At 60.1% G+C, this 3,480-nt stretch carries 3 pseudogenes; all 3 read left to right on the top strand.

Annotated features, from left to right (window positions below):
* Positions 1-127: 127 nt before the first annotated feature.
* Positions 128-946: pseudogene (locus J7359_RS19740) on the top strand (coproporphyrinogen III oxidase); the annotation flags it as partial.
* A gap of 360 nt (positions 947-1,306) precedes the next feature.
* Positions 1,307-2,262, top strand: a pseudogene (locus tag J7359_RS19735) (MFS transporter); the annotation flags it as partial.
* 85 nt (positions 2,263-2,347) lie between these two features.
* Positions 2,348-3,360, top strand: a pseudogene (locus J7359_RS19730) (IS3 family transposase); the annotation flags it as partial.
* Positions 3,361-3,480: the final 120 nt, after the last annotated feature.

The following is a 3,480-nucleotide window of genomic DNA, read 5'->3' as shown; positions in this document are numbered from 1 at the left end:
CTCAAAAAATCCATGTCGATCACTCCAATGACCCCCGACAAATCCCGTCAGGGGCAGGGTTCCACATGGGTCAATTCTCAGTGACAATTTTGATCGTTGCTGGGTCAGTTCTCAGTGACATCCAACAGCCATCGGTCGCATACAGCCCTTCGATATCACGAAGGCCTGCGTCGAAAACTTGCGCGCAGCAGGCATTCAATCGCTAAACGCGGACCTCGTCTATGGCCTCCCCCACCAGAACATGGCCCGGCTGGACCACACCGTCTCAAAGGTGCTCGAGCTGGCGCCGGATCGGCTGGCTATCTTTGGCTATGCCCATGTCCCGTGGGTTTCCAAACGCCAGCAACTGATCGACGGCGACGCCCTGCCGAAGGAGGTCGAGCGATACGAACTTGCGACCCTCGCCGCACAGCGGTTTGTTGATGCGGGCTTCGACACGATCGGGATCGACCACCTCGCCCGTCCCGCCGATACCTTGGCGCGAGCAGCCCGCTCCGGCCTCCTGCGGCGCAACTTCCAGGGCTATACTGACGACACCTGCCCGACGCTGATCGGCCTCGGAGCCTCCTCTATCTCGCGCCTTCCCGCGTGCTACATCCAGAACGCGCCGGCCACCGCCGCCTACATCCAGCGCATCGAGAGCGGGACGTTGGCAGGGTCGCGCGGTCACGTAATGACAGAGGACGACCGGCTCAGGGCTCGCGTCATCGAGATGCTGATGTGCGATTTCCGCCTCAACCGACCTGCACTTCATCAGGTGTTCGGCGATACATCAAACATCGTCGATCCATTGATTGCGCAGGTGGCAACCCGGTTTCGCGACTACGTGGAGCTTTCGGAAAACTATCTCGACATTTCCCGTGCGGGCAGGCCACTCACGCGCATCATCGCAAGCTGGTTCGACGCTCATGTCCCGGACGGCGTCAAATATAGTCAGGCCTCATGAACGGATGCTCCACGAGTGCCGGAAGCGCTGAATTTCCCGACTGGTCTCCAAAAACTTGGAGATTGCACAGCCAATGGCGAACGGACCCAACTGCCTTAATCCATCGCATCTGGCAGGACTGTGGGCGGCTCGCTGCGGATGGCAGCAGCGAACGCCCCACGCGTATAAAGCGCCGACGACATCTATTCCGCGCCTCTTAGCGGGCTCTAACTCTTCCTCATCATACTTGTAGCTTCGGCAGTTGGAGGCATAATCCGCCGAAACGATCCAGAAGTGACTGAATTGACCAACACCACGCCTGCCCGGACCTACGTCGTCGTGCTTACCGCACTCGGCGCGACACATCTTTTGAACGACCTGATGCAGTCGCTCATACCTGCAGCCTATCCGATCCTGAAGGAGGCATAAGGGCTAGACTTCGTGCAAATAGGACTCATCACATTAACATTCCAGATCGCCGGATCGCTGCTGCACCCAGTGATGGGTATGGTGACGGACCGCTATCCAGCGCCGTATTCACCCGTGGTTGGCATGGCTTTCACCTTGTCCGGATTGGGGTGCCTAGCCTTCGCCGCAAGTTATGGTGGGATCCTCGTCGCGGTGGCGCTGATTGGCATCGGATCCTCGATTTTTACCCTGAGGCAACGCGCATGGCACGCTACGCGGCAGGCGACCGAAAGGGACTTGCACAGGGGATATTCCAAGTGGGCGGACAGGCCGGTGGCGCTCTCGGTCCTGTCCTTGCCGCGCTTATCATTGTGCCTTGGGGCCAGCCGAGCCTGGCCTGGTTCGCAGTACTCGCGCTTCTCGCGATGGCGTTGCTGACCTGGATCGGGAGTCTGCAGCACCGGATCCGCTCAGAGTTCACGGATCGTTCCGCCCGCCGCCGAGCCGATTCCTCCTCCCCAGAGCATAGCGCAGCAACGATCGCTTTGGGATTGAGCGTGCTCACCCTCTTCATGTTCACCAAGAACACCCATGGCGAGAGCTTCCGGTCCTTCTACACCTTCTACCTGATCGAGAAGTTCGGCCTTTCGATCCCCGCGTCGCAGATGATGCTGTTCCTATTCCTAATCGCGGCAGCGGTTGGCGTGCTGATCGGCGGGATCGTCGGCGATGCGATCTGGCGGCGGCAGATGATCTGGATCTCTGTGCTGGGGCCCCTTCCGTTGACCCTGATCCTGCCCTACGCTGACCTGTTCTGGACCGGCGTGCTGACGGTGGCGATCAACCTGATTATGGCCAGCGCCTTTGCCTCAATCCTGATCTACGCTATGGACCTGTTGCCGAACCGCATCGGTCTGATCGGCGGTTTGTGTCCCCCATCAGCGCCTATGGCACAGATTTGAGGTTGTGATTTAAGGAGGATTTGGGCTTCGTCGTAGTGACGAAGGAACGAAGATGAAGCCCAAATCCTCCAATACAAAATCGCCGGTGAAGCCCCCTGCGGAGCGTGTTGTGAAAGACATCCGTCGGCAAACGCGTCGTCATTTCTCGGCCGAGGACAAGATCCGCATCGTGCTTGAAGGTCTGCGCGGTGATGACAGCATTGCCGAGCTATGCCGCAAAGAGGGCATAGCGCAGAGCCTGTACTACACCTGGTCGAAGGAATTCATGGAAGCGGGCAAGCGCCGCCTGGCGGGCGACACTGCCCGTGCCGCGACCACCGGCGAGGTGCAGGACCTGCGTCGCGAAGCCCGTGCGCTGAAGGAATGCGTGGCCGATCTGACGCTGGAAAACCGCTTGCTTAAAAAAAGCATGATCGCGGATGGGGGCGACGACGAATGAGGTATCCCGCATCCGAGAAGCTCGAGATCATCCGGATCGTCGAGCAGTCGCACCTGCCCGCCAAGCGCACGCTGGACCAGCTCGGCATCCCTCGCCGAACGTTCTATCGCTGGTATGACCGTTACCTTGAAGGCGGGCCGGAGGCGTTGGAAGATCGGCCATCGGCGCCGAGCCGGGTATGGAACCGCATCCCGGCGGGCATCCACGACCAGATCATCGAGCTGGCGCTGGAACAGTCTGAGCTGAGCCCCCGAGAACTGGCCGTGCGCTTCACCGACGAGCAGCGCTACTTCGTGTCGGAAGCCACGGTTTACCGGCTGCTCAAGGCCCACGACCTGATCACCAGTCCGGCCTACGTCGTGATCAAGGCGGCCGACCAGTTCCACACGAAGACCACCCGCCCGAACGAGATGTGGCAGACCGACTTCACCTACTTCAAGATCATCGGGTGGGGTTGGATGTATCTGTCAACTGTCCTCGACGACTTCTCGCGCTACATCATCGCCTGGAAGCTGTGCACCAACATGCGGGCCGAGGACGTGACTGACAAGCTGGACCGCGCCTTGGCGGCTTCGGGCTGCGACAGCGCCACCGTGCTGCACAAGCCCCGGCTGCTCAGCGACAACGTCCTAGCTCGGGAACAAGACGCGGTTTGAGACGTCAGATCACGGGGCATCCGAGCGACCGGATACCTTTGGAATAGTTGCCCAGGCGGGCTCCGCCGTCAAGAAGTGGTCTCTTCCATA

Origin of the sequence: Paracoccus sp. R12_2, assembly GCF_017744015.1 — a bacterium.
GTDB lineage: Bacteria > Pseudomonadota > Alphaproteobacteria > Rhodobacterales > Rhodobacteraceae > Paracoccus.
This window is presented reverse-complemented; position numbering and strand designations above follow the sequence as displayed.